General features: G+C 58.2%; 24 protein-coding genes and 1 pseudogene. 10 read left to right on the top strand and 15 right to left on the bottom strand.

The window, feature by feature from the left end; genetic code table 11:
* Positions 1 to 888 (top strand): elongation factor Tu (gene tuf / locus AC2FFA_RS12325; RefSeq protein WP_496851853.1); only part of this gene is annotated, 888 nt, incomplete at its 5' end.
* A gap of 1,025 nt (positions 889 to 1,913) precedes the next feature.
* Here the strand turns inward: tuf and rpe are convergent.
* Positions 1,914 to 2,603 (bottom strand): ribulose-phosphate 3-epimerase, encoded by a 690-nt coding sequence (gene rpe / locus AC2FFA_RS12320; protein WP_496851852.1) that lies wholly within the window; start codon positions 2,601 to 2,603, stop codon positions 1,914 to 1,916.
* 12 nt (positions 2,604 to 2,615) lie between these two features.
* Positions 2,616 to 2,969, bottom strand: coding sequence for a hypothetical protein (locus tag AC2FFA_RS12315; RefSeq protein ID WP_496851851.1), 354 nt, complete (start codon positions 2,967 to 2,969; stop codon positions 2,616 to 2,618).
* A gap of 153 nt (positions 2,970 to 3,122) precedes the next feature.
* On the opposite strand from AC2FFA_RS12315, the gene phnG reads away from it, so the two are divergent.
* From phnG to AC2FFA_RS12285, 6 genes and pseudogenes are all read left to right on the top strand, one after another.
* A complete protein-coding gene (gene phnG / locus AC2FFA_RS12310; protein ID WP_496851850.1) occupies positions 3,123 to 3,668 on the top strand; it encodes a phosphonate C-P lyase system protein PhnG in 546 nt (181 codons plus the stop codon).
* A complete protein-coding gene (gene phnH / locus AC2FFA_RS12305; RefSeq protein ID WP_496851849.1) occupies positions 3,634 to 4,119 on the top strand; it encodes a phosphonate C-P lyase system protein PhnH in 486 nt (161 codons plus the stop codon). The genes phnG and phnH overlap by 35 nt, the downstream gene beginning before the upstream one ends.
* 3 nt (positions 4,120 to 4,122) lie before the next feature.
* A pseudogene (locus AC2FFA_RS12300) lies at positions 4,123 to 4,395 on the top strand (carbon-phosphorus lyase complex subunit PhnI); the annotation flags it as partial.
* A 106-nt stretch (positions 4,396 to 4,501) separates the two neighbouring features.
* On the top strand, positions 4,502 to 5,098 hold the full coding sequence (locus AC2FFA_RS12295; RefSeq protein ID WP_496676775.1) for an HAD family hydrolase: 597 nt from the start codon (positions 4,502 to 4,504) through the stop codon (positions 5,096 to 5,098).
* Complete coding sequence (locus AC2FFA_RS12290; protein WP_496851848.1) at positions 5,095 to 5,883, top strand: alpha-D-ribose 1-methylphosphonate 5-phosphate C-P-lyase PhnJ; 789 nt, start codon at positions 5,095 to 5,097, stop codon at positions 5,881 to 5,883. The genes AC2FFA_RS12295 and AC2FFA_RS12290 overlap by 4 nt, the downstream gene beginning before the upstream one ends.
* Complete coding sequence (locus tag AC2FFA_RS12285; protein ID WP_496851847.1) at positions 5,880 to 6,428, top strand: ribose 1,5-bisphosphate phosphokinase PhnN; 549 nt, start codon at positions 5,880 to 5,882, stop codon at positions 6,426 to 6,428. Before AC2FFA_RS12290 ends, AC2FFA_RS12285 begins: the two co-directional genes overlap by 4 nt.
* On the opposite strand, the gene AC2FFA_RS12280 is transcribed toward AC2FFA_RS12285, so the two are convergent.
* The gene (locus AC2FFA_RS12280) at positions 6,410 to 7,093 is read right to left on the bottom strand and encodes a DUF1045 domain-containing protein (protein ID WP_496851846.1); all 684 of its coding nucleotides are present in this window, start codon (positions 7,091 to 7,093) and stop codon (positions 6,410 to 6,412) included. The two genes, AC2FFA_RS12285 and AC2FFA_RS12280, sit on opposite strands and share 19 nt — an antisense overlap.
* A 52-nt stretch (positions 7,094 to 7,145) precedes the next feature.
* On the opposite strand from AC2FFA_RS12280, the gene AC2FFA_RS12275 reads away from it, so the two are divergent.
* Positions 7,146 to 8,288 (top strand): alpha-D-ribose 1-methylphosphonate 5-triphosphate diphosphatase, encoded by a 1,143-nt coding sequence (locus AC2FFA_RS12275; RefSeq protein ID WP_496851845.1) that lies wholly within the window; start codon positions 7,146 to 7,148, stop codon positions 8,286 to 8,288.
* Here the strand turns inward: AC2FFA_RS12275 and AC2FFA_RS12270 are convergent, their stop codons facing one another.
* From AC2FFA_RS12270 to AC2FFA_RS12240, 7 genes are read right to left on the bottom strand one after another with little or no spacing between them, the layout of a single operon-like run.
* Positions 8,289 to 8,765 carry a class I SAM-dependent methyltransferase gene (locus AC2FFA_RS12270; RefSeq protein WP_496851844.1) on the bottom strand — a complete coding sequence of 159 codons (477 nt, stop codon included), beginning with the start codon at positions 8,763 to 8,765 and terminating at the stop codon, positions 8,289 to 8,291.
* Between the two features lie 10 nt (positions 8,766 to 8,775).
* Positions 8,776 to 9,531: a polysaccharide deacetylase family protein gene (locus tag AC2FFA_RS12265; protein ID WP_496851843.1), complete on the bottom strand. Its 756-nt coding sequence runs from the start codon at positions 9,529 to 9,531 to the stop codon at positions 8,776 to 8,778.
* A complete protein-coding gene (locus AC2FFA_RS12260) occupies positions 9,528 to 10,670 on the bottom strand; it encodes a glycosyltransferase family protein (RefSeq protein WP_496851842.1) in 1,143 nt (380 codons plus the stop codon). Before AC2FFA_RS12260 ends, AC2FFA_RS12265 begins: the two co-directional genes overlap by 4 nt.
* Positions 10,667 to 11,251, bottom strand: a complete 585-nt coding sequence (locus tag AC2FFA_RS12255; RefSeq protein WP_496851841.1) for a histidine phosphatase family protein — start codon at positions 11,249 to 11,251, stop codon at positions 10,667 to 10,669. Before AC2FFA_RS12255 ends, AC2FFA_RS12260 begins: the two co-directional genes overlap by 4 nt.
* Positions 11,248 to 12,324, bottom strand: a complete 1,077-nt coding sequence (locus tag AC2FFA_RS12250; RefSeq protein ID WP_496851840.1) for a glycosyltransferase family 4 protein — start codon at positions 12,322 to 12,324, stop codon at positions 11,248 to 11,250. The genes AC2FFA_RS12255 and AC2FFA_RS12250 overlap by 4 nt, the downstream gene beginning before the upstream one ends.
* Positions 12,324 to 13,571: a glycosyltransferase family 4 protein gene (locus tag AC2FFA_RS12245; RefSeq protein WP_496851839.1), complete on the bottom strand. Its 1,248-nt coding sequence runs from the start codon at positions 13,569 to 13,571 to the stop codon at positions 12,324 to 12,326. Before AC2FFA_RS12245 ends, AC2FFA_RS12250 begins: the two co-directional genes overlap by 1 nt.
* On the bottom strand, positions 13,568 to 14,782 hold the full coding sequence (locus AC2FFA_RS12240; protein ID WP_496851838.1) for a glycosyltransferase family protein: 1,215 nt from the start codon (positions 14,780 to 14,782) through the stop codon (positions 13,568 to 13,570). The genes AC2FFA_RS12245 and AC2FFA_RS12240 overlap by 4 nt, the downstream gene beginning before the upstream one ends.
* A 390-nt stretch (positions 14,783 to 15,172) precedes the next feature.
* Here AC2FFA_RS12240 and AC2FFA_RS12235 point away from each other — a divergent pair, with 390 nt between their 5' ends.
* Positions 15,173 to 17,554 (top strand): mechanosensitive ion channel domain-containing protein, encoded by a 2,382-nt coding sequence (locus tag AC2FFA_RS12235; protein WP_496851837.1) that lies wholly within the window; start codon positions 15,173 to 15,175, stop codon positions 17,552 to 17,554.
* Between the two features lie 86 nt (positions 17,555 to 17,640).
* Here AC2FFA_RS12235 and AC2FFA_RS12230 read toward each other — a convergent pair whose 3' ends face one another.
* From AC2FFA_RS12230 to AC2FFA_RS12210, 5 genes are read right to left on the bottom strand one after another with little or no spacing between them, the layout of a single operon-like run.
* Positions 17,641 to 18,996, bottom strand: a complete 1,356-nt coding sequence (locus tag AC2FFA_RS12230) for a CoA transferase (protein WP_496851836.1) — start codon at positions 18,994 to 18,996, stop codon at positions 17,641 to 17,643.
* Positions 18,993 to 20,147 (bottom strand): ABC transporter permease, encoded by a 1,155-nt coding sequence (locus AC2FFA_RS12225; protein WP_117869823.1) that lies wholly within the window; start codon positions 20,145 to 20,147, stop codon positions 18,993 to 18,995. Before AC2FFA_RS12225 ends, AC2FFA_RS12230 begins: the two co-directional genes overlap by 4 nt.
* The gene (locus AC2FFA_RS12220; RefSeq protein WP_152457137.1) at positions 20,144 to 21,172 is read right to left on the bottom strand and encodes an ABC transporter permease; all 1,029 of its coding nucleotides are present in this window, start codon (positions 21,170 to 21,172) and stop codon (positions 20,144 to 20,146) included. Before AC2FFA_RS12220 ends, AC2FFA_RS12225 begins: the two co-directional genes overlap by 4 nt.
* A gap of 14 nt (positions 21,173 to 21,186) precedes the next feature.
* Positions 21,187 to 23,100: an ABC transporter substrate-binding protein gene (locus AC2FFA_RS12215; RefSeq protein WP_496676746.1), complete on the bottom strand. Its 1,914-nt coding sequence runs from the start codon at positions 23,098 to 23,100 to the stop codon at positions 21,187 to 21,189.
* Positions 23,093 to 24,865, bottom strand: coding sequence for an ABC transporter ATP-binding protein (locus tag AC2FFA_RS12210; protein ID WP_496685113.1), 1,773 nt, complete (start codon positions 24,863 to 24,865; stop codon positions 23,093 to 23,095). The genes AC2FFA_RS12215 and AC2FFA_RS12210 overlap by 8 nt, the downstream gene beginning before the upstream one ends.
* Positions 24,866 to 25,098: 233 nt before the next feature.
* On the opposite strand from AC2FFA_RS12210, the gene AC2FFA_RS12205 reads away from it, so the two are divergent.
* Positions 25,099 to 25,596, top strand: coding sequence for a class I SAM-dependent methyltransferase (locus tag AC2FFA_RS12205; protein WP_496685114.1), 498 nt, complete (start codon positions 25,099 to 25,101; stop codon positions 25,594 to 25,596).

The following is a 25,596-nucleotide window of genomic DNA, read 5'->3' as shown; positions in this document are numbered from 1 at the left end:
GCGATCCTGGTTGTGAACGCTGCTGACGGCCCGATGCCGCAGACCCGCGAGCACATCCTGCTGGGCCGCCAGGTTGGCATCCCGACGATGGTCGTGTTCATGAACAAAGTGGATCAGGTTGACGACGAAGAACTGCTGGAACTGGTGGAAATGGAAATCCGCGAGCTGCTGTCTTCGTATGACTACCCCGGCGACGACATTCCTGTCATCGCAGGTTCGGCTCTGGCCGCGATGGAAGGCAACAAGCCGGAAATCGGCGAAGAATCGATCCGCAAGCTGATGGCTGCCGTGGACGAGTACATCCCGACACCTGAGCGCGCTGTTGACCAGCCGTTCCTGATGCCGGTCGAAGACGTGTTCTCGATCTCGGGTCGTGGTACCGTTGTGACCGGTCGTGTCGAGCGTGGCGTGATCAACGTTGGCGACGAGATCGAAATCGTCGGCATCCGCGACACTCAGAAAACCACCTGTACTGGTGTTGAAATGTTCCGCAAGCTGCTGGATCGCGGTGAAGCGGGCGACAACATCGGCGCCCTGCTGCGCGGCATCGACCGTGACGGTGTTGAGCGTGGCCAGGTTCTGTGTAAGCCGGGTTCGGTTACACCGCACACCAAGTTCGAAGCCGAAGCCTATATCCTGACCAAGGAAGAAGGCGGTCGTCACACTCCGTTCTTCGCGAACTACCGTCCTCAGTTCTACTTCCGTACAACTGACGTGACCGGCACCGTGACCCTGGCGGCTGGCACCGAGATGGTTATGCCTGGCGACAACGTGTCGTTCGAGGTTGAGCTGATCGCACCGATCGCGATGGAGCAGGGCCTGCGCTTCGCCATCCGCGAAGGCGGCCGCACGGTCGGCGCCGGCGTTGTGTCGAAGATCGTAGAATAATCGGTAGGCCGGGCTTCAGCCCGGCACATCGTTGAAACAAAGAAGGCCGCCCCAAATCGGGGCGGCCTTTTTTGATCTACCGCTTAGCGGGACGAAGCGGCAACTGGCTAAGACTGCTTTCGTTGCACTGCGTTGCATGTGCCGGCATGATTGCCGTGCTGTCTGAGAGATGAGTCCGCAAATAGGGATGAAACAAATGAATTCAATCGTGAAGGTTGCCCCCATTGTAGTCACGACCTTGACTGCAATGTTTGCACTTTTCGCTACGGTGACAAGCATCAGAGCAGGTGAAATACGATTCTGGGAGATGCCCAAGGGATGTAGTTGGACTGAGAAATACTCTAATGGAAACGAATGGGTGAGCACTTTCGTTGGTAAGCGGAATGGCGCTTTTAGGGTCGTTACTCGCAATAAAGTCGGTTCGCGCGAAAGAATAAGCACCACTGACTATAACGAAAGTGGGCTGATGACGCGTAGAGTTTGGGCCGGGAATAAATGGGAGAGCTTTGAGCCTCACAGTTGTTTCGGTGTTGCAGGAAAATGCACCTATACATATCGAAACGCTGATGGCGAAGAGTTCGAGATTTCATCCAAAACGTCAGCGTTGGGCAACTCCGTTTTTCGAGTGGACGCAAGTTCGTCTAAGACAGGAAAGTTCCCGGTCGATACTGTTCGGACTACTCACTTTGGACTGCAATTGTCTTCTGAAAACGCTAACTTTTCATCTACAATGACCGAACTTCGTAGCTGTAATCTTCCTATATCGTGACTGAATTTCGGTGGTTTGGTTAGACGTTTCGTCCCGCAATCGACTCAGCTCTAAACGGCTCCTTCGGGCTCAAAGCCGCCATTGCGACAGTATACTGTTCCTTCTTGGCCAAACCTCTCACATTGGTGCAAGTCGCTTGAGCTCTCACCTGGAACACCAGAGTAGGGTGTTCCCTCCTTGTCGGTTTCGAACGTGATTGGCTATGTACGCTTGTTTGTTCAGACCGGATAGGCTTGCGCGTATTGGCCTACAAGCTTCACTGCTGAGCAGACTCAGCCGCAGCCCGTACCGCATTAATATTCTCACCATAGACTTCGGGATTGGTCACCGACCCACCCTTGAACACCGCTGACCCTGCCACCAGAACATCAGCACCTGCCGCGGCAACCAGAGGGGCGGTCAGTGGGTCGACCCCGCCATCGATCTCGATATGGATCGGGCGGTCTCCGATCATTTGACGCAGCTTGCGGACTTTGTCGGTCATGTCGATGAACTTCTGGCCGCCAAAGCCCGGGTTCACTGTCATGACGCAAACCAGATCTGTGAGGTCCAGCAGATGCTCGACCGCGTCGGCGGGGGTGCCGGGGTTCAGGGCAACGCCAGCTTTCATTCCTGCGGCGCGAATAGCTTGCAAGGTGCGATGGGTGTGGGGGCCAGCCTCGACATGGGCGGTCAGGATGTCGGCGCCAGCATCGGCATAGGCCTGGATGTAGGGATCAACCGGCGTGATCATCAGGTGCACATCCATGACGGTCTTCACATGCGGGCGAAAAGCTTTCACGGCTGGAGGGCCAAAGGTCAGGTTTGGAACGAAATGGCCGTCCATCACGTCCACATGAACCCAGTCTGCGCCCTGTGCTTCGATGGCCTGAATTTCCTGTCCGAAATTGGCGAAGTCGGCGGACAGGATAGACGGCGCGATCTTGATGGTACGGTCAAAGCTCATGGTGGCCTCGTATCAGCTGAAGAGTCGCGGATGCGTATACCCGTGGGGCGGTGGGATGGATAGCCCCCGCGAACGCTGTGTCGGCACAAAACTTTCACCGCGGTACAACGCATCCGTTGAACGGCACCTGTAGCAGCCGGTTGGCAAGGATTGCGGGCGCGAGTTGTCGTGGTCTCGAACGTCCTGCGCGGGGCGCTCAATCGTTCTTCGCCGCATGCGGCCAGGTTCAAGCTTTTCCCAATGGACGAAATCCATCGCGCTATCGGTTTTCCGGATCGCCTTGACATTGTGGACAGCACCCGGGCGTATCCGGAAAGAGACGCGTAAAATCCGCATCTGCGCGTCGCCGAACTGCAATTTCTTCATCAGAATCTCCTCTTTCATCATTCGAGAAAATTCTACTTTCAGACACCCCTAATTTTCGGGGGGATTACCGTCCCAGATTGCGTTTCGGCAACCTGGTGGTCAAAATTTGTCTAGTTGTGTGTTTTTGGTAGACACTCTGGCCAAGAGGCTTTGATGACAAACCAGACGGAAATCGAGATCAAGGCACGGAAGGAATGGATGGGCCTGCTGGCGCGCGCGCCAGACGCCACCCTGATGACATTATGGGGCGGCATTCAGGACTGCCCGAGTTTCGAATGGCTGCGCGGACCCGAGGTGGGGGGTGTCATGGTGCGTGGCCGCATCGGAGGTTCCGGCGCTCTGTTCAGCCTGGGTGAAATGACCGTTACGCGCTGCTCGGTCGTGTTGCTGGATGGTACGGTCGATCACGGATATGTTCAGGGCAGGTCGAAATCCAAGGCAGAAGCTGCGGCGTTGATTGATGCGACGATGCAGACAGCAACTGCTGGAGACTTGCAGGCACGGTTGCGCGACCCGTTGCGACAGCAAATGCAGGCGTACAAAACCGCGCGCGCCGCAGAGGCAGCGGCGACCAAGGTTGAGTTTTTCACGCAGGTTCGGGGGCGGAAGACTGATGTCTGTTCAAATGCGGTTCTCAAGGGGCTCTCGAAACGCTCCTGTCGATGTGGCACATGCAATCCGCGCTCTGGCTGGCTGTGAACCACCTGCGCCCTTGTCCGTCGCGGCTGGCACGCTGATCCTGACGCTTTGCGACACTGAGACAAACGTTCATCTGGCGGGCGAAGCCGACACTGACGCGGTGCGCGAATGGCTGACCTTTCACACGGGTGCACGGATGGTGGCGGCGGAAAAGGCTGATTTTGCCCTTGGCACGTGGGATGTATTGGGGCCGCTCGGTGCCTACCGTATCGGAACGCTGGAGTATCCGGATCATTCCGCAACGCTTATTGTGGAATGCAAGCGGCTGGAGCAGAACGGTGCGGTTCTGAGCGGCCCGGGGATTCGGGACACTGCGCAGCTTTCTCTGCCGGATGCTGCGACGCTTCAGGGTAATGCGCTGCTCTATCCGTTGGGGTGTGATTTCTTTTTAACCTGCGGTGAGGCGGTCGCGGCGCTGCCGCGTAGCACGCAGATCAGGTCGGAGGGTTAAGCCATGTATGTTGCTGTAAAAGGGTGTGAAGAAACCATCGAGAATGCCCATGCGTGGTTGTCCGAAGAACGCCGTGGCGCGACGGATCTGGCGGAACTGAGCCTGGCACAGATCCGTGAACAGTTGAGCCTTGCGGTGAATCGGGCGATGGTAGAAGGGTCCTTGTACGATCCCAACCTTGCTGTGCTGGAGATCAAACAGGCACGTGGCGATCTGACCGAGGCGATCTTCCTCGTCCGCGCTTACCGCGCAACATTGCCACGTTTGGTGTATTCCAAGAACAAACCAAGCTACAGCATTACGTCGATTTCCAATCCGAGCTGGAACTGGTCCACAAACTGCGCCGGAAGGCCGAAGAGCGCACCTCGAAGGAGGCCCTAGAATGAAAACCGTCGTTTTTGATATCGGAAACGTGCTGGTCAAATGGGACCCGCATTTGGCATGGCTGGACGAGATGGGTAGCCGCGAGGCGGTGGCAGAGTTCCTGACGCGCATCGATTTCCCCGAACGCAACCTGCGGGCCGACGGGGGCGAGATGTTCGCTGATCTGGCCGCTGAACTGGAGAATGCGGAAGATCGGCAGCGCCTCAGTGTTTATGTTGAGCGTTATGCCAGAACCGTTCCACACAAGATCAAGGGAAGCTGGCGTCTGCTTTACCGCCTGAAAGAGAAAGGCCTGCCGGTTCACGCGATCACCAATTGGTCAGCGGAAACCTGGCCTGTCGGCGTTGGGGCACACCCCGAATTGGGCGACGTGTTTGGCGTTACCGTCGTGTCGGGGCAGGAGAAGCTGTTGAAGCCCCGGCCAGAGATTTTCCATTTGTTGTGCAAGCGGGCCGGGCTTTCACCTGAGAACTGCATTTTCATCGATGACGGGCTGCACAATGTCGAAGGAGCGCGTGCGGTTGGCATGGATGGGATCCACTTCACCTCGCCGCACGCGTTGGAACATGCCCTCATCGAAAGAGGCTGCTTATGAGCGCATACAATTTTGCCTATCTGGTCGAACAAACCAAGCGGATGATCCGGCGGGCGATCCTCAAAGGCCTGGCCATGCCGGGGTGTCAGGTACCGTTTGCCAGTCGCGAGATGCCGATGCCCTATGGCTGGGGTGCCGGGGGCGTACAGGTTTCAGCCGCGACACTGACGCCCGAGGATACGCTCAAGGTGATCGATCAGGGCGCAGACGGCAGGACCAACGCCGTATCCATCCGCAAGTTCTTTGAGAACACGGCGGGGGCCGCCGCCACCGAAGAAACGGAAAAGGCAACCGTCATCCAGACCCGCCATCGCATCCCCGAGGCAAAGCTGCGCCAGACCCTTTCTCTGCGTCGTGACACGTTGGACTATGTCAGCCAGTTCCTGCGGGTCGTGCCTCGGGTGCCGTTGCTGGACGATGTGGCAGAACCCCTGCTGACCGCTGGCTGTGACAGACAAGTTGCACTGGGCAAAGTATCCGGGTTGTTGAAACGGCTGAATATTCCCGAACGCCTGTGGATCCTCAGCGCGACGACCTTCTCGGGCGGCGAAAGGCAGCGGATGCGCATTGCACGAGGCTTTGCGCACGAGTATCCGGCGATGCTGTTGGATGAACCAACGGCGAGTCTGGATGCGCAGAACCGCGAAACCGTTTTGTTCCTGATCGAAGAGGCAAAGAACAAGGGTATGACGATTGTCGGGATTTTTCAGGATTTCGACGCACGTGAGCGGGTTTGTGACCGAGAGGCCGATGTCTCGGAATTCACGCCGGGGATAGCGGCATGACGCTTGCCCCCGTCATAGCTGTCGTCGGTCCTTCGGGTGTCGGAAAAGACAGCGTAATGAATGCGTTGGTGGCACGAGCGTCGGGGTTTCAGCGTGTGCGGCGGGTGATTACCCGCCTCGAGGGCGAAGAGGACGAAGACTTCGACCGGGTCTCGGTCGAGACATTTCAGCGGATGGAATGGGATGGTGCTTTTGCTTTGAACTGGCGTGCGCATGGGCTGTATTACGGCGTGCCGAAGACTATCACACAGCAGCGGCAGGTAGCCGAGGCCGTTCTGGTCAACCTGTCACGAACGGTGTTGATTCAGGCGCAGGAGGTGTTCGGTGATCTGATCGTGATTTCCCTGACAGCGGAGGCCGAGGTTCTGGCCAAACGCCTGTCCGCACGGGGGCGGGAAGGCAAGGCAGAACAGACGCGGCGCCTAGATCGGGCCCAAACGTCTTTGCCCAACGGTCTGAACCGGGTCATGGACATCGACAACTCCGGTGCGATGGAAGATACGGTTGCCGAAATCCTGTCGCACCTTCAACCGGAGAGCGCATAGCGATGGATCAGGTGAAACCGCCCGTCCTCAACCTCGCCCGTCAGGGCCAGATCCGTGATCTGGAAGGGCCGCGGCAGCAATGCGGCCAGATGGGTTTGCAACACGTCCTGAGTTGCTCTCAGGGTTGGTTTGTCCAGCTTGCCGCTCAGCGTGATGTGAAAGCGGAACGCGTCCAGTACGAAAGGATAGCCCCACTGAACAAGGTTGGCGCCTTGCTCTGGGGTCAACCCGGCGGCGCGACGGCGGGTCAATTCGGCCTCGGAGGTGGGCGCACGAAATTTGTCCAGTTCCCGAACACAGGCAGCAGCAAGCGCATTCAGCGTCTGGGTCTCACCCAGCGGACGCAGTGCGAGAAAGCGCCCAAACCGGGCGATCTCAAGGCCATCCAGCGACACAGGTGGTTGGCGGGAGGAGAGCGAACCGCAAGCCTCGTACAGGGCTTCGAACGTTTTGTCGTTGCGCAGTCTGAAGGGCGGTTTCAGGGTCGCGTGCAGCCCGTACTTGCGCGGTACTTCCGTGACAGCGGCAACATCGATGCCTTCAACAATAGGATGCGCAACCTGCTTTCCCGCTTCCATGTCCCAACCCAACCAGCTGGTTGCAAATTTCGTCCACTCCGCGCCCGCCGGTGGCGCAAAATAGATCGCGTATCGCGTGAATGTCATATCGGCCTCCTTTTGCGTGGCCTGCCTCGACCTCAAAATGCGTGAAGTTCAGATGACAGAAGACTTGATCCTTGCCAATGCCACGCTTGTATTGCCGCATGAAACCGTAACCGGAAGTGTCCGGATTGTGGGTGAGACCATCGCTGAAATCGACACTGGAAACAGGGTTCCTGCAGGCGCCATCGATTGCGAAGGCGATTATGTCAGCCCCGGGCTTGTCGAGTTGCACACGGACAACCTTGAGCGTCACATTCAACCGCGTCCACAGGTGAACTGGCCCCATGCCGCTGCAATTCTTGCGCACGATGCGGAATTGGCCAGCACCGGGATCACGACAGTGTTTGACGCCATGCGGGTTGGATCGATCCCGTCGGGCGCGCGGCGGTACGGGAAATACGCCCGCGGCCTGTCGCAGGAGTTGTGGGATCTGCGCGAACAGGATGCGCTTAAGATAAGCCACTTTCTGCACTTGCGGGCCGAGGTGTGTTCGGAAACTCTGGTTGAAGAGCTGAACGAATTTGGACCAGAAGACAGGGTTGGCATTGTGTCCATAATGGATCACACACCCGGACAGCGTCAGTTTCGAGATATGAACAAGCTGGAAACCTATCTGAAAGCCAAATATGCCATGGACGACGACATGTACTTTCAGCATGTGACGCAACTGAAAGGGCTTCGAAATCGCAATGGCGATCTGCACGAGGTCGAAGCTGTCAAGGCCGCCTGCCGTTTCGGAGCAGTATTGGCCAGCCATGACGACACGACGGAAGATCAGGTGAAGGTGTCCGCAGGTCACGGCATCCGTCTGGCCGAGTTCCCCACGACCGTCGAAGCGGCACGCGCCTGCCACGAAAACGACATTCAGATCATGATGGGTGCGCCGAACATAATCCGTGGGGGATCGCATTCTGGCAATGTTGCGGCCTGCGAGCTGGCCCGGCTTGGGTATCTGGACATCCTGTCTTCGGATTATGTGCCGTCGGCCTTGTTGTTGTCGGCGGTTAGGCTGGGCGAGATCTGGGGCGACATGGCACGCGGGATGAAGACGGTAACGCTGGCCCCGGCTCAGGCGGCAGGGTTGGAGGAACGGGGTGAACTGCGCGCCGACGCCCGCGCCGATGTCATTCGCTTCCGGATGCGCGCGGATGTACCCGTCCCGAGTTCGGTCTGGGTGCGTGGTCGACGCGTGGCGTAATCAGGCCGTGTAAAACAGGTAACGGTCCGGGGCGATTGTCTTGGGCCCCTGGATCTGGGCAAAGCCGACCAGGGGTTGACCTGAAATCAACAACCCTCCGGGCTGCATGACTATCTCGATCAGCGGGCTGAGCCGCTCTGCTTCGGCTACGTCCTGGTGCTTGATGCCGCGTCCGAAGTCGTAATGCGCCAGCGCGATCCTATGCCCGCCGGCTGCCAGCCTGTGCAGCATTGGTTCGGCTTCACCCTGCAGGAAATCCTCGGCAGGGGGGGTGCTGTTCGGATGGCATTGAAGGACACGGTCCATCACCCAGATTCGGCGCTCTGGCAGGATTTCACGCAGGTGGTCATAGGTGCGGCCATTGCCTAACCCCATGTCCAGCACGTCGCCCGGCTGACCGCTGATCCGCTCGGCTGCCCAGTTCAGTCCGTCGCGTTGGGCCGTCAGTCGGCGCAGCATGGAATCCAATCGGCTCATGGTGATGTCCTCATTCGTTCTTTGGCGCGACCCAGGCTGTGGCGGGCCCGCTCAGCAATTTGCTCAGCAGGGCCTCGGTAAAGGCCCAGATGCCCTGATCATGAACCAGATGATGGGTCAATATACCAAAGGGCTCGGTGTTGTCTGAATGGCCTTCGCGTCGGTCTCGCAGAAATCCAACAATCTGTGCGATCAGGGCGTCGGGTGAGATCAAGCCACGCGACCCGCGCCAGTCGATCGGATCAAGATGGGTGTTGATCTGTTCAAGCCCCGGTGCGGCCAGACGTGATTTGCGGGGCGTTGCTGTGGACAGGATGCGGTATCCCAGCTTTGGCAACTGTTTGGCCATCTCGGGCGCAATGCGATTCCAGGGGGGCACGAACATCTGTCGCATATTGTCACCAAACAGGGACCCAAGACGCGCCATCCCGGCCTGCGCATCCGTCACTATCACCTCCAGCGGACGGTCGAGCCGAAACTCGGCGTTCTTCTCACCGCTGGGCGCATGGTTTGTATGTGCCCACCCGTGTACGACCGGAATAAGAGATGCGCGCCCGGCAACATATTCCGCCAGCGCAGGCGTCGCGTCACGTGGGATAACGGCCAGATGCACGGGCAGGCCCAGTTTTTCAGCCAGCTCGGAAAGGCGGTCCAATTGCGATGTTGGCGCAATGGCATCATCATCGCGCCACCACAGAGGCAAGGGCAAGCTTTCGGCACGCCAATGGTTCAACTCGACATCAAGTGGGCGCCAGTCGGGGTTCATGTACGCTGCTCCAGCAGGCGCTTGGCGATGTGAACGGATTGGATGGCTCCGTCAAAACCGAAATCCTGTTGTACACGAGGACCGTCGGCCACGACACGCTCCACCGCCTGAGCCAATGTCGCCCCGCTCAACGCTCTGCTTTCCAGAACTTCGATTGCAGGAAGATCGGACAGGCTCTGCCCGCGCAGCCCTTGTTCTACCTCTTCGCCGTCGTCGAAAGGTACAAACACGGCGGCGGTACCACTTTGAAGGATATCCATGGCAGTGTTGTAGCCGCACATGCTGACCGACGCCGCTGCAAGGGGCAGCATCTGGCGAAAATCCGGCCGCACAGGTTCCAGAACAACTGAAGCACCTGCAGCCAGCCGGGACAATTCAGCGATCCGCGCCCGTGCATCCGTTCCACCGACCAGCAGGCGCCAGCGCCTGTTGGGCATCTTTCGGGCGGCCTCGATGGCCGCGCGAAAGATCGGTTGCCCAACAGATCCGCCGCCAGTGCTGACCAGGATTTCATTCTGACCCGCCGCGTCGGGGTGAGGTTGGGGCAACGCCGGCGCCACAAAGCCAGTGTAGTGAAGTCGCTTGGCCAGTCGGTCCGACACCGGCCAACTGACCGACAGGGGCGCAACGCTTTCTGTCGAATGAACCAGAATGCCGTCATAATACCGAGACACGATTTCATCCGCGCGCTCCACCTTGGCGGGTTTGGAGGGCGGAGCCAGAATGTCTCGGATCGACCCGAGAATGACGGGACGCTCAGGCAAGGCGCTCGCCGCATTCAGGGCCGCATCGAACTCGGCCGAGAGTGATCGGCGGCCAAAGGGGTAAAGCTCGGTGATCAGGATATGCGGCTGGAAGCTTTTCACCGCCTGCACCAAGGCTGACTCACGCGCGGCGTAATAGGCCGCGTCAGCCTCTTCACCGCTTTCGGTCAGCAAACGGGTGAAGTTGGTTCCTTCTGACCTGAGAGGCGGCAAGCCGAACAGGGTCATGCCGGTGCTATCCAATTGCGGCGCGGGCATGCCACCCGTCACGACCATGACGTTTTGGCCATCATCCCGAAATGCCCGCCCCAATGTCAGCGCCCGGCTGAGATGCCCGGTGCCCAACAGGTGCGTGACGATGATCATCACCTTCATTGCGGGGCCTCGCGTTTGATCAGGCGAACGGGGTCGGCGTCGGCGGTCATGGTATTCATGTCGACGATATACAGCCGATTGCGTTTGATCTTAAAGGGGGCAGGGCCTTCAAAATTCCACCCCCAAGCCTGAGCCAGAATGACCCGCATGATTCCGATATGGCAGACCGCGACGGTATCCCGCTGCAACTCGGACAGCCACGAGTGAAGCCTGTCGCGAACCTCGGCCGGGCTTTCCCCGTTTGGTGGGCGGAAATCCCAGCTCCAACTCTCGATATGACGATACCCGCTGGATGTGTCCGCGATCAGGTCAACCCCGCGCAGACCTTCCCAATCGCCCCAGTTCATCTCGGTCAACGCGTCCGAGGTATTCGGGTCGCGACCAGTCACGATTTGCGCCGTCTCACTGGCGCGGTGCAGGGGGCTGGACCAGATGTCAGCTTTGGCCCAGTCCTGCGGCAATCCATAGCCTGTCAGTTCGGCTCGGGCGTCATCGTCCAGCGGTATGTCGCTGCGCCCCTGGATCCGTCCCGCGCGGTTCCAATGGGTGTGCCCATGGCGGAGCAGTGCAAGCCGGGTCATGATACGTCCTTCAGCAGAGGTCGGAGGGTTGCCCACAAGCGCTCGGTCGCCTGTGGCATCAGGTGGCGCTCTGCCACGTAGTCGCGTGCTGCAGCGGCGAGAGAGTGGCGCAGCATGGAATCCGAAAGAAGAGCTTGCATGCCATCCGCAAATCCCTTGGCACCACTTTCGACAGACGGATAGGCCGCGGGGGACAGAACATCGCGTACGCCGGGCCGATCCTGAGCGACGACAGGCAATCCCGCGGCCTGCGCCTCAAGGTAAATCATCCCGTAAGCCTCATTTACTCCGGGCCAGGCAAGCAGAGACGACTGTTGATAGACGCGTTGCAATTCTTCCCGGTCAAGCTGACCCAGAAAACTCACCCGATGTCCGAATGGTGCCATCAGGGTCTCAACCTGCCTGCGCGCCGGGCCGTCTCCCGCGATATTGAGGTGCCAGTCTCCTGTCAAATGCGCCAGGGCCTCGGACAATATCTGATAGGACGCCAGCTTGTCCCCGTACCGCATCATGCCGACGGTCAGCATGGGTTCACCGCCGATGGCGGCGGGGGGCAATTCGGCCATTGGCAGGAACGGAGGCAATTCGACCAAAGCCTGATCGCCAAAACGATCCCGCTCCAAAGTGATCAGGTCGTTTGCCGTGTGATAAAAGATCACATCCGCTGCATCGCAGGCCTGATGCGCCGCCTCGGCAAATTCAGCCCACGGCCCGCTTAACCGGCTGGATGCGCGGGTGCTTTCCAGTTGCACATAGGGAATGCCGTGCGCCTTGCAAACCCGAGGGCCCAGCAGGTCAGGTGCCTTGTAATAATTGTGGTAGGTCACCCAAAGACTAGTATCTGAAGGCATGTCAGAGATAAGTCGTTTCGCTTCATCCTCTGCCGCGCGTCTCAGGGCATGTTGCAAGTCTTCGTCGCCGCTTTTGTCATAAATGCGCAAGTCGGTCGCCAGATCGACCGTATCACCCTCTGTGGTCAGCGCCAGCATCAGGTTCCTGGCCATTTCACGGTCGCCCGAAGGTTTCGGGCTGTCAGGAGATTTCATCGGGGCATAAACCGCGACCCGCGCCATTACGCGTTTTCCATGCACATGGAATTGAGGCGTTCAGACAGCCGTGCGATGCCGGGGGCCATCCGAAACTCGGCTTGCAGGCGATCATAGGCTGCACGGGCCATCCTTGCGGCCTGCTGCGGATCGGTTGCCAAACCTTCAATGGCTTCTGCCAGCGCCGATGGGTCGTCATCGGACAAAACCCCATGCGTTCCGGTTTCAATAAACTCGGGGATCGCCGAGACCGGAGTCGACAGGATTGGCAACAGCTGAGACGCGGCCTCCATCAACACATTCGGCAACCCGTCGCGGTCTCCGTCCTTCGCGATGCGGCTGGGCAGAACGAACAGGTCGGCATCACGCATCGCTTCGATGACCTCCGGCTGGTCGCAGGCCCCTTTCCAGGTGATCCGGTTCGCGATGCCGGCTGTGTTCGCCATCGCCCGCAAAGCATCACCCAATGCGCCACCACCGATATGGGTCCAGTGCCAATCCAGGTCATCGGGCAGCAATGCAAAAGCCGCGACCAGACGATCGAAGCCTTTTTTCTCGACAAGACGCCCGACGGAAATCATGTGAAAAGGACCGCCCGCAGCACGCAGCCTTCGCGTTGGCGGTTCAGGAAAGCGAGACAGGTCCAGCCCGTGATAGATCAGATCCACGCGCTTGGGGTCATCGGCCAGGCTGCGCAGATGATCCGCTCCGATGGCTGTACAGGTGGCGCCAAACGTGGCCCCGTAGGATGCGGCTTTCAGCTTTTCACGTTTTTCCCAATCCGGCGACGTCCAGATATCCTTGGCATGAGCCGAAAAACTCCACGGCAATTCGCGCATGATGGCGGCGTAACGGGTAACGGACGACGGCGTGTGCATGAAATGAGCGTACAACCCTTGCGTCTGGGTAGGCAATTCAGCGGCCAGAACACAGGCTTGCCCAAACCGGCGGATGCGATTGGGTGTCGGGTCGCGCTTCAAGTCCTGACGCCAGATCCGATAGGCCCTGTCGTAACCGGGAAGCGTTTGGGCCAGGGTCCGTGCCGCCCAGACCCGTTTGGGTTCGTCATGAAGATACTCGGGCAGGTATCGGACCTGCCCTGTGAAACGGTCATGCAGAGGGTGGCGTTTCGTGTCGGTCGGGTGCCGCAAAGACCAGATGTCAAAATGATGTCCGACATCCTGCAAGGCGACAAGTTCCTGCGCGATGAACGTTTCAGACAGTCGTGGCCAGCCTTTGACCACAACCGCCAGAGTAGGGGAATCTGAGGTCATCCGGTGGCTCGTTCCTGTTCCCAGGTCAGCATGCTCTCGATGCGGTCCGTGACATAGTCCAGCCCGTCCAGCAATCCGCTCTGGATGGTTTGGGACGGCAGGGATTGATACGGCAGTTCCCGAATGGCACGGATCATCGAATCCGGTGTCAGGCCATCCCGGTTTTCATCCAGCATCCGAACGAGGCCCAACCCTTCTGCACGCGAAGCCCGAATCCACTGTTCCAGCCGGGGCGTGGTGCGCGGGACGATGACCGCGCGTTTGTCGAAGGACAGAACCTCGCAGAACGTGTTGTAGCCACCCATGCAGACGACGCCTTTGGCGCCTGCAAAAAGTGTTTCGATCTGGGATTCGAAGCCAACAGCAGTAACACGACCGTTCAGAGCCGCGACGCGCGTTTCGAAATCCTCTCGCAACTCGCCAGACAGGAAGGGACCGTAGACCAGAACCGCGCGCGGCGACAGATCAGGATCTTTTTCGTATGCAGACAGAACGAGGTTGACCATCGCCTTGCCATCGCCGCCACCGCCGGGCGTGATCAGGATATAGGGTTGTTCCGGTGGTCCGCCGACTGGGCCAAGATCGCGGCGCAGATACCCCGTCCAGTGAATGCGGGATTGAACTGCCGCGCTCAGGGGCAGCCCCTGTGTCGGGTCATAAATCGACTGCAAGCCGTAAACCCAGATTTCGTGATAAAACCGCTCGGTCGCATCAATGGCTTCCTTGCGCGCCCATTCAGCGGCCAACACTTCGGGTTCATCCAGAACATCGCGCAACCCAAGCACCAGTTTCGTTCCGCAGTTGTGTTGCAGGTATTTCAGGGTCGGAAGCAATTCCCCCCGAAACCCTGTCGGTTCCTTGTCGACGATCAGAATATCGGGGTCGAATTGCTGAACTGCGGTTTGAATCAGACCCGACCGCAATTCGGTCACTTCTTCGATGCCCATCCCGATTGTGCGCGCAGCATAGGATCCGTCAGCACGTTTGGTCACACCGGGCAGGCGCACGTGATCGACGCGGCGGGGAAACGTAAACCGACCGGCCACAGGCGAGCCGGTCAGGATCAGTGCCGACGCGCTTTGATCCGCCTGCGTGATCGCAGCCGCCAAAGCCCGCGACCGGCGAAGATGGCCCAGCCCGAACGTGTCGTGGCTGTAAAACAGGATACGCGGCGCGCGGTCCGGTTTGGAGTTGGTTTTGCTAAGGCTCATAGTGTTGCCCGTCTTCTTGATCCCGGTTCGAAATCCGCGCGTTTGCAAGCGTTACTGTATATTTCCCAGCCACGCTTGCCAAAGGAGGAAATGCTCTTCCGCAAATGTTCCAAACATTGCGATTTGGCAACAGCATATCGGCGATTTCGCGACATATCGCACCAAGGCTTGAGAGGGATCACAAAAGAGCAGGTGAACTGGCAAAGGGGCAGGGCCTTAAACTTCTGTTCGTTCATATTCAATTTTCACCAGATTGAAAACATCCGTGATCAAACAGTGCGTCAAGAACACGCCGGATCACGATGTTGAGCAGGTCACACCCGAGTGTTTGAACTGCCTGAAACCCTTCTGTAGTCTGGCCGCTATCGGAAAAGCTGGATGCAAAACCCTATGAAACACACCTTTCTGGCCGCAATAACTCTGGCTTTGTGGGCTTTTGTTCTGGCACTTCCGGTCAGCGTCTCAGCGCAGTCGTCGTTGATTCCGGGGTATAGCTCGGGCAGTTCGTCTGAAACCACGCAAGAAAGTGATTTGGCGGAGGCAATTCGCGCGGCCAGTGAAGCCGGGGCAAGTGTGATCGTCATCGACAGCGTCGGACAGGTTGTGACAACAGCCGGCAGCGCGGATGCGGGCCCGGATGATGCGGCCAGCGATTCGAACAATCCCATGGGTGGCGGATCGCAGCTGATGAAGGCGCAGGAGCGGTTCTCGAAATTCCGTGAGTCGATGCAGTCACGGCTTGAGGCGCTGCCGTATTCGGTGTTCGAAGTGAAGTATGTCCTGCGTCAGACTAGCCCGGACGGTCGTATTCAGACCTATGTCGAAGTTCTGGGCTGGAACATCCTGTTCCTGTTGTTGGGGCGCTGGCTGTCTATCGAGATATACGGAAAACGTATCGCGCGCCGCTGGGTTGTTGCGCGGATCAAGGATGAACCGCAAGGCTACCGCGAAAAGATGCCCTTCCTGCTGTTCCGGTTCCTGATGGGGATCGGAGCGACGATTTTTGCGATGCTTATGGCGCTGATCGTCGGGTATCTGTTTTTTGGCGAAGCAGACGATATCTCGATCCAATTCACGGTCACGGCGATCTTCACGGCGTTCTTCCTGTCGCGCACGGTGTCCGATCTGTGGCGGATGGTTTTGTCACCCTACCTGAGCCAATATCGACTGCCACCGTTCTCGGACCGGGATGCCAAGCGGCTGTATCTCTGGGCTTCTGCACTCGCGACCTATGACATCACGGTTGTTCTGTTTTCGACCTGGGTTGCGGATTTCGGGCTGAATTATAACGTCTACGCCATGGTCTATGGCTGCCTGACAATGTTGGGTGCTTTGGGCAATATTCTGATGATCCTTTTCAATGCCCGGGCCATTTCAAATGCAATCCGTGGCGGACGAGCGCCGGATCAGGTGTCCTGGTTGTTACGGTTTGTATCCTTCGGCTGGGCGCCGGCACTGATCGTCTATGTCGTGTTCAGCTGGTTCCGTCTGGCTGTTGATCTTGCACTGGAGAACCCAACGCCGCTGCCGCTGATCGCAAGCAGCTATATGATCTTCATGTCCGTTGTTATCGCCTATGGTGCGATGAACTACGTGCTGGAGCGGTATTTTGACCGTTCACGCAAGATCAACGAGATAAACGAAGAAACCGTCACCGCCGCCGCTGATGCGGATTTCCAGCCCGTGGAAACGCCCGAGGCAGAACAGCGCAGACAGTATCTTCTGACCTATGAAGATTTGGCGCGTCGGGTGGCTGGAATTCTGGCGTTTGTGATCGGTGCCTATGCCCTTGTGGTGATTTGGTATCCCGAGGCGGACTGGAGCCAGGACCTGCCGGTTGCACGGGTACTGGATGTGATGGTCATCATCTTCATCGGCTACGTTCTGTTTCATTTCTTTCGCATCTGGATCGACAGCAAGATAGCGGAGGAAGTCGATGATGGCACCGAGGCCGAACTGGGCGATGAGGGCGGAGAAGGCGGCCAAAGCCGGCTTGCGACACTGCTGCCATTGTTCCGCGGCGCTATTCTGGCCGTTGTCGTCGTGACGATCATGCTGATCGTTCTCATGGAACTTGGTATCAATGTCAGCCCGTTGTTTGCAGGTGCTGGTGTGGTTGGTCTGGCCGTTGGCTTCGGGTCTCAAACACTGGTGCGAGATATTTTTTCGGGGGCGTTTTTCCTGATGGATGATGCCTTTCGGAAGGGTGAGTACATCGATATCGGAGACGTCAAGGGAACGGTCGAGAAAATCTCGGTCCGGTCCTTCCAGCTGCGTCACCATCTTGGCGCGCTGAACACGATTCCTTTTGGTGAAATCAAAGTCCTGACCAACTATTCCCGTGACTGGGTGATCATGAAACTGCCGCTGCGCGTGACGTATGACACTGACGTGGAAAAGGTTCGCAAGCTGATCAAGAAGCTGGGTCAGGAGTTGCTGAGCGATCCTGTGATCGGAGAAAATTTCATACAGCCGCTGAAGTCCCAGGGTGTGATCGAAATGCAGGATTCAGCGATGATCATCCGGGTCAAGTTTATGACCAAACCGGGCGATCAATGGCTGATACGCAAGAGGGTCTATCAGGAAATTCGCGAGCTGTTCGCGCGGGAAGGCATCAAATTTGCGCATCGCGAAGTCACCGTGAGGTTGGCGGATGGCAAAGAGGCCGAAGAGCTGACACCTAAACAACGTGAGGCCGTGACAGGTGCGGCGCAGGCGGCGATTGATGAGGATTATCTGGACGATATCGGGCCAGGCGGCGATGATCGTTAGGGGCGCTCCCGTCGCTTTGGACTGCGTCTCTGACGAGACGCCACCCAAGGCGTTGGGCCCGGCCGCGCGTCCCGCGCGGCGGACGGTCAGTTGGCGGTGAAGGGCCAGACAGGTTTTGAATTGCCCAGTTTCGACGCAGGCAAATCCCAACGCATCGTCGCTTCGCCGACCCTCAGCGCAGGTTTGAGGCGATGGCCGGGACCCCAGCCGGAATTCTCTGTTGCCGTGCTGTAATCTGTTGTTGCCGGGCTGATGGGCGCGGATTCTGCTTCGTCTTTTCCGAGCACGGCCAGAAGTTCGGCGGTACGTGCCAGAGAGAGATGCGCGTGCATGATGGAATTGTCCGATGCGGCCTCGGCCAGTGCGGAGAGTACAGCAGCAGCCATCAGGTAGCCCGTTGCGTGGTCCAGAGCCTGAACCGGCAACGGGGTCGGTTTGTCCGCGTCCGCCCAACCCATCCCGGCATGAGCAATACCCGCGCTCATCTGGACAAGGCTGTCAAACCCGCGTCGGGTCGACCATGGACCTTGCCAACCATAGGCATCCAGCGTGACTTCGATCCGGTTCGGAGCCAGCTCGTCACGTTTGGCCCGTGTCAATCCCAGAGCATCCAGCGCGCCGGGGCGATACCCGTGTACGAACACATCGGCCTGAGACAACAGCCCGTGCAGACGTTCGAGACCAGCTTCCGATTTCAGGTCAAGATAGGCGCAGTGTTTCCCCAGCGAGATGTCCGGGATCACCCCCGGTTCATCCCAGTCAGGTGGGTCGATGCGCAAAACCTCGGCCCCGAAACCGGCCAGTGTTCGCGTTGAAACCGGACCGGCCAGAACACGAGTCAGATCAAGCACCCGCAACCCTGCCAGAGGCCGATCAGCGGTGGCCTGAGGTCTGTCGCGCAGCTTGACATAACGTGGCCCTTGCCAGCCAATCAAGGGGTCACGCGACACGGCGCGGCCCTGCGGGTGGTCAAGCCACTCGGTCCGGCTGCGCATGGCAGCCGCCACGCCACCTTCGGCGACAACTGCTGTTTCCAGTTCCGAAATTGCCCAGGACCTGACAGCTTTTGCTACCGATTCGCGCTCGGGCTGGGTGCCCAGGACCCTCAAAGCAGCAGAGCGATGACGGGGCAGATTTGTGTGCAACCGGATCCAGCCATCCGCGGCTTTGTAATCGCCCGCGACCGCGTCCCACAAACTGGGCACGTCCCAACCGTCTGGTTTGAAGGAATAGCCGAACCACATAGATGCCAGCCGGTGATCAATTGTGACCTCAGGTGTCTTCGGAGATAGGTTGAGAGCCTGGATCAACCGGGCCATTTCCCGTCCCACAGCTGCAAAGCCGGCGGTGGCCAGTTCGGAAACAGCGAAGACGCTTGGCAAAGCGCCTCCTCCAAGCCTGTGATAGCTGTCAACAGCGGGAAGAGTGGCCAGAAGGCTCATTGCTGATAGGGGTCGAGACTGTCGCGCAGCCCGTCGCCGAGGAAGTTGAACGCCAGCACAATGACGATGATCGGCAACATCGGGATAGCCGTCCACGGGTAGATCTCGATCGAAGCGAGGTTCTGCGCGTCATTCAGCATCACTCCCCAACTGACGGCAGGTGCACGCAGGCCGAGGCCCAGAAAACTGAGCGCGGTTTCACCCAGGATCATAGCCGGGATCGACAATGTGGCCGATGCGATCAGATGCGACATGAAGTTTGGCAGCAGGTGTTTGCGGATCACCCGGCCAGAGCTTGCCCCCATCATTTCAGCCGCACGCACATACTCTTCCTCGCGCAACGACAGGAATTTCGCGCGGACCGAGCGCGCCAGACCTGGCCAGTCGAGGATGCCAAGGATGATCGAAATGATAAAGAACACTGCGACCGGGCTCCAGTTCGAGGGCACAGCGGCTGAAAGGGCCAGCCACAACGGCAGTTCCGGCAGCGAACGCAGGATTTCAATAACCCGGTTGATGGTCCAGTCGATACGCCCGCCGAAATAACCGGCCATCGAACCAAAAAGGATGCCAAGAAAGAACGACACCGAGATACCGATCAGACCTACCGTGAGAGACAGCTGCGCGCCGTAAAGAATACGGCTGAAGATATCTCGGCCCAACCGGTCGGATCCCCACAGGAACAGCGTAGCCCCCTGTGGGGCACAGAACAGGTGTGTGTCTGACGGGATCAATCCGGCCAGCTTGTACTCCGAGCTTTCGCAGAAGAACCTGATCGGGCGCGGATCTTCTGTGTCCGGGACAAACTTCCATTGGAAGGTCTCAAGGTCCGCTTCGGCTACGATCGGGTAAACGTGGGGGCCGATAAATTCGCCCTCATGGAACCAGTTTACCGATTGTGGCGGCGCGTACAGGTGCTCTCCGTTGCGGTCGTTCGGGCCATAGGGCGCGATGAAACCCGCAAAGGGCAGCATAAGGTAGCATAGCAGCAGGAAGATACCCGAGATCAGGCCCAGCTTATGGGTTCTGAACTTGCGCCAGACCAGCACCCAGTTGGGGGCATCCAGATCAGCGCGTTCCAGTTGCTGAACCGAGGCCTGCGGATCAAACGGCGCGTCATCGACGTAGCGGTTGTCAGGACGATCAGTCATGCTTCACGCCCCTCGTACCGAATGCGCGGATCCAGCATCACCAGCAGGATATCCGAGATCATCGTGCCGATCAGGGTCAGCAGGGCGACGAACATCAGGATGAATGCTGACAGAAACTGATCCTGCGTCTTCAGGGCTGTCAGCAGGGTCGGGCCAATGGTCTGAAGGCCCAGAACGACCGAGACCAGAACAGAGCCGGAAACCATCGACGGCAGCAGGTTGCCGATATCTGCGACAAAGGGGTTGAAGGCCACTCGCAGCGGATATTTGGTGAGCATCCGAGACGGGGCCATGCCTTTCGCGATGGCGGTTTCCACATAGGGCTTGCCCAATTCGTCCAGCATATTCGCGCGCAGACGCTGCATCATCGCCGATGCGCCTGAAGTGCCGATGACAAAGGTCGGTACGATCAGGTGGATGAGGATGGATTTCAATTTCTCCCAACTCATCGGCTGGCCTTCGAAACTTGGATCCATCAACCCCCCGATTGGCAGGTTGAAATACTGGTGGCCGTAGTAGAACAGGATCAGCGCCAGCAAAAAGTTCGGCGTTGCCAGGCCCAGATAGCCCACGAAGGCCGAGGTGTAGTCGATCCATGTTCGGGACCGCGCAGCGGCGATAACGCCCAGTGGTAGTGCCACGGCATAGACAAACAGGATCGCAGCCAGATTGACCACAACCGTCAACCAAAGCGTGTCACCGACGATTTCAGAAACGGGGCGATCGAATTCAAAAGACCAGCCATAATTGCCCTGGATCAAACCGGAAAACCCGTGCGGTCCGGGCCAGAAACCCATCCAGATCAGGTATTGTTCCCACATGGGGCGATCCAGCGCGTATTCAGCGCGCAGGAACTCTGCCTTTGCGACACCTGCCGACTGGCCCGAGGCCTGAAGTTCCGCGATCTGGTTGCTGAGATAGTCGCCGGGCGGAAGGTTGATGATTACGAAAACCAGAACCGAGACCACCAACAAAGTCAGCAGCATCGTGAAAAAGCGATACACCACGTAGCGCAGCATGATCATTTAGCTGCTCCTGCTCAGTCGGCGAAAAAGAACTCGTCCGGGCGGTGAATGCCGAAATGTGCACCGGGTTCCCAGGCCCACATAGCCTGTTCCGGCACGTTGCGCAGGCGGTTCGACACGACAATAGGCTGAGGGGCTCCGTTCAGGATGCCAATGGCATAGAGTTGATCCGCGTGGATGCTCAGCATCTCGGTCCAGACGGCTTCACGTGCTTCATCGGTCGTGGAAATTTGCCATTCATGTGCCAACTCCATCAGGCGTTCGGCCTCTGGCATGTCGGGGGCCTCACCCGCTTCGCCACCGGTCTGATAGTACTGCCCCCATTTTGGCCAGGCCAGGAATACCTGATCTGTCGGGGCCAGATACGCTGGCGATGTATGCGCCTGCGGGATGCCGTCATCCCAGCCGAACCAGACTGACGCCATCGAGTTTCCTGCGAAAACCCGGTTGCGCAGGATGTCCCGGTCCAGCGGGCGCATGACCAGTTTGACCCCAATTTCGCGCCAGGTGTCGGTTACGATCTGAAGGGCGTTTTCGACCTCTTGCCGCTCACCTGCGGTTTCGATCACCAGCTCCATCGGGCGGCCGTCCGGCAACAGGCGGACGCCGTTCTTGTCGCGCTGATCCAAACCGGCCTCATCCAAAAGCGCATTGGCCTGATCGATATCGTATTGCGCCCATGCCGCGGCATTCTCTTCATTGTAAAATGGCGAGGCGGGAAGAACTGACATCGCAGCAGGATGTGCGAGTTTAAAGTAAAGGGCCTGATTGATAGATTGTCGGTCGATGGCCAGTGACAAGGCCCGCCGCACGCGAACGTCCCGCAATACATTGCGCCAGACGTCATCGGCGAAGTTGAGGTTCGGATAGATCGCGATCTGCGAGGCTACGCCAGTTTTCCACAACAGCGTTTTATATCCGCCCTGTGCTTCGCCTTTCTTCAGGATCGACGCGTCTCGGAAGGCAAGACCACGGCCTTGCAGATCGCTTTCACCGGCGTTGGTCTTGGCGGCAACAAGACCGGACGCGACAATTTCCATTTCGACCACGTCAATATAGGGAAGTTGCACCCCTTTGCTATCGATGCGGTGATAATATGGGTTGCGCACGAAGTTGTGGCGGATCTTCTTGCCCGAACTGGCGTTCAACCAAGGTTGCAACGTGGGAAGTTCATGGTTGTCGAACTTGTAAAGGTTATCCAGCTTGTTGTGCAGCGCTGCCCAGCTTTTGACCCGGGCATCTTCAACCTGAAAGGCAAGCTCTTCTGCGTCCGCGTATTTCTCATGATACTGTTTCAGAAAGGCGGACGGTCGATAAATAAAGGGCGGTCGCGCCTGTGCCAAAGACTGCAGGAAGTCCGGATTGGGGTCGTTCCATTCGAAGATCACAGTGGTTTCATCAGGGAACGTGACCGTGGGGGCTTTGCCTTCGACGATCAGAAAATCGGGTGGGCCTGACGGGCTGAGCAACTCGTTATTGGCGACGTCTTCCCACCAATAGCGGAAGTCTTCCGAGGTAAAAGGTGAGCCGTCCGACCACTTGTGCCCTTCGCGGAGTTTCAGGGTGAACTTGCGATTGCCCTCGTTTTCAAACGAGGCCAGCAGGTCGGGTACGATTTCATAGTCTTGGTTGTACCCGGCCAACCTTGCATACCCATAGACAACCATCTGTCTTATATCTTTGGATCGCGTGACCATGGTACGCAGAGTGCCGCCCGGCGTTCCGAATTCTCTTCCTTTTGCGGTCAGATCCACAATCAAGGGGTCCTTGGGCAAACGTTCCTGCACCGGCGGAAGATTGCCGCTTTCAACTTCGGCGCTCCAGAAGGCGCTTTCCTGAGGTGTCGGGATGGCTTCTGCTGCGGCGGGCAGCGTCCCTGAAAAAGCCAGCATAACAGCCAGCATCAGAGGGCGAGTGGTCTTAAACATGGCAACGTACCTTATGGCCCGGTTCCAATTCCACCAGTGAAGGTATCACGGTGTCCGAGAAACGAAAGGCTTCATCCCAACTGTCCGGCGCGCCGGCGCCCAGAGAGACCAATTGAAGGTCAATCGGGCGATTGATGTCGGGTTCGGGTTGAGCGGCAATCAGCGCCTTGGTGTATGGATGGCGCGGATTGTAGAAAAGAGTTTCAGGCGGTGCCTGTTCGACGATCAGACCCCGTCGCATTACAGCAACTTCGTCAGCGATCCGTGCGACAACGGCCAGATCATGTGAGATGAACAGGTAGGACAGGTTCAGGCTGTCTTGCAGGTTTTCCAGCAAGGTCAGGATTTGTTCCTGAACAGATACATCCAATGCCGAGGTGGGCTCGTCGCACACGATCAATTGTGGGTCCAGCATCATGGCGCGGGCCACGGAAAGGCGCTGTCGCTGCCCGCCGGAAAACGCGTGTGGGTAGCGTTTGAGCATATCACCCGTCAGGCCGACGCGCTGCAACATCTCGGCGGCTTTGTCGCGCTGTTCGGCTGTTGTGCCGATGCGGTGGATTTCCAGCGGTTCGGTCATGGCGTCCTGTATACGCATCCGGGGGCTGAGCGAACTGTAAGGGTCCTGAAATACCATCTGTGCCTTGCGCTGAAACGCTGTGCGCTGGGCTCGGGTCATATTGTGCACCGTGATCGGGTCGGCATCGGGGGCACTACGAAACAGGACTTCACCACCAGGGTCGGGCAATTCAGCCCCCAACGCGATGCGGGCCGCCGTTGTCTTTCCCGATCCGCTTTCACCGACAATTGCCAAAGTCTTGCCGCGCGCCAGTTTCAGGTCGACACCGCGGCAGGCATAGATTGCCTTATCGGACTGCCATCCTTTGCTGGACCGCATGGTGTAGGTCTTGGACACATCCTTCATCTGAAGGATCAGATCCGTGTCGGGCATCGGTATACCCACCGCATCCTGATCCGGTATTTCCGGGGCCGCATCAAAAAGCTGCTTTGTATATGGGTGTGCGGGCGCAGTCAGGATCGGTGCGGCGGGGCCAGCCTCCATGACGCGACCTTTGTGCATCACGACGACCTGCTCGGCCATGTTGGCAACTACGCCCAGATCGTGAGTCACCAGAATGAGCGCCATGCCGGTTTCGCGCTGCAATTCCTTGATCAGGCCAAGAACCTGCGCCTGGGTGGTCACGTCCAGAGCAGTGGTTGGCTCATCCGCGATCAGCAATTCCGGTTTGGACACCATGGCCATGGCGATCATGGCACGTTGGCGCATGCCACCTGACAACTCGAAAGGGTACGAGTCATAGGCCCGTTGCGGATCTGGGAAACCGACGCGTTCGAACTGCGTCAGGACCTTCTTGCGTGCCGCAGACTCGGACAGCCCGCGATGCAACCATAAAACCTCGCTGACCTGATTGCCGATCTTGTGTAGCGGGGACAGTGATCGCATGGGCTCCTGAAAGATCATCGAAACCCGATTGCCGCGGATGTTGCGCAACTCACGCTCAGACACTGTCGTGAGTTCGCACATGCCCTTGGAATCGTTCAGTGTAATCGTTCCGTTTCGGATCTGCGCCGTACGGGGCAGAATGCGTAAGACTGCGCGGCACGTGATCGTTTTCCCCGATCCCGATTCACCGACCAAGGCCAGGGTTTGTCCGGCTTCGACATCGAAGTTCACATTCGTGACCACGGAATTGCCCGTCCCAAAGCCGATGCTAAGGTCTCTTACGGACAACAACGCGCTCATGCGGGTTTTCCACCCGTTTGACCGTTCGATGACATCGGTTACTTCAACTCCCCGTGATTTTTCGTTCAGTGTCGCGCGGTTCCGCCCGTCTAGTCAAACCCGTTCTTGGGCCGAAATGTCGCGAAATCGTGAAACTAAGGGCTTCATCGCTACACAAAGTCTTGAGATTTTGTCATCAAGGGCGGTGTTGGGCGCATTTATGCTCTCGAGTTGTATCAAGGAGATATTTTCCGGTGTCCGAGAATCAAAGCCGTCTGGATCTGTTCATCGATCGCATGGTGTCACAGCGTGCTTGTCTGGATCACGCAATCAAACACACTGAAGGCATGACAGGTCCGGTGTTCGAATTGGGTTTGGGCAACGGGCGTACATATCACCATCTTGTGCAGCACATGGATGGCCGGCCGGTCTATGTGTTCGAACGCGCGGTGGCCTCGCACCCTGACTCTACCCCGCCCGAAGATCGCGTGATTCTGGGCGATGTGCGGGACACCCTGCCTGCATCGGTTGAACGGTTCGGCGCTTCAGCCAGCCTGATACACGCGGATCTTGGCGGGCACAATCGCGAAAAGAACGACAAGTTTGCGCGGTTCGTATCCCCTCTCATCGAGCCTTTGCTTGCTCCGGGCGGGTTGATGGTCTCAAGTGATCGGATGTATTTCGAAGGGCTGACCGAGATGCCATTGCCCGAAGGTGCCGTTGAAGGACGCTGTTTCATCTATCGCCGCTGA

It is taken from the genome of Ruegeria sp. YTSB088, assembly GCF_059609825.1.
The sequence above is the reverse complement of the archived record's forward strand: the minus strand, read 5'-3'. Positions and strand labels throughout refer to the sequence as shown.